Below are 592 nucleotides of genomic sequence, written 5' to 3'. Positions count from 1 at the left end.
TATTATCGCGGAGTGGAGCAGTGGTAGCTCGTCGGGCTCATAACCCGAAGGTCGCAGGTTCAAATCCTGCCTCCGCAACCAAAAGGTCCCGTGGTGTAGCGGTTAACATGCCTGCCTGTCACGCAGGAGATCGCGGGTTCGATTCCCGTCGGGACCGCCATTTTTTTCAAAGATACATAATGTGGCTCAGTAGCTCAGTCGGTAGAGCAAAGGACTGAAAATCCTTGTGTCGGCGGTTCGATTCCGTCCTGAGCCACCATCTATGCGGGTGTAGTTTAGTGGTAAAACCTCAGCCTTCCAAGCTGATGATGAGGGTTCGATTCCCTTCACCCGCTCCAATGGGCCTATAGCTCAGCTGGTTAGAGCGCACGCCTGATAAGCGTGAGGTCGGTGGTTCGAGTCCACTTAGGCCCACCATTTTTCCGCAGTAGCTCAGTGGTAGAGCAATCGGCTGTTAACCGATCGGTCGTAGGTTCGAATCCTACCTGCGGAGCCATTACGGGGAAGTACTCAAGAGGCTCAAGAGGTGCCCCTGCTAAGGGCATAGGTCGCGTAAGCGGCGCGAGGGTTCGAATCCCTCCTTCTCCGCCAT

7 tRNA genes are annotated in these 592 nt (G+C 55.1%); all 7 read left to right on the top strand.

Features of this window, described 5'->3' with window-relative positions:
* Positions 1 to 6: 6 nt before the first annotated feature.
* The 7 genes from AU377_RS07045 (at position 7) to AU377_RS07015 (ending at position 591) form a co-directional block, all read left to right on the top strand.
* Positions 7 to 81, top strand: a tRNA-Met gene (locus AU377_RS07045).
* Positions 82 to 84: 3 nt separating this feature from the next.
* Positions 85 to 160: transfer RNA gene (locus tag AU377_RS07040), tRNA-Asp, on the top strand.
* Positions 161 to 183: 23 nt separating this feature from the next.
* Positions 184 to 259 (top strand) — tRNA-Phe (locus AU377_RS07035).
* A 5-nt stretch (positions 260 to 264) separates the two neighbouring features.
* Positions 265 to 338 (top strand) — tRNA-Gly (locus AU377_RS07030).
* Positions 339 to 340: 2 nt separating this feature from the next.
* Positions 341 to 417: transfer RNA gene (locus AU377_RS07025), tRNA-Ile, on the top strand.
* A 4-nt stretch (positions 418 to 421) separates the two neighbouring features.
* A tRNA-Asn gene (locus AU377_RS07020) sits at positions 422 to 496 on the top strand.
* A 4-nt stretch (positions 497 to 500) separates the two neighbouring features.
* Positions 501 to 591, top strand: a tRNA-Ser gene (locus AU377_RS07015).
* Position 592 lies beyond the last annotated feature (1 nt).

It is taken from the genome of Sporosarcina sp. HYO08 (genome assembly GCF_001563475.1).
Lineage (GTDB): Bacteria > Bacillota > Bacilli > Bacillales_A > Planococcaceae > Sporosarcina.
The sequence above is the reverse complement of the archived record's forward strand: the minus strand, read 5'-3'. Positions and strand labels throughout refer to the sequence as shown.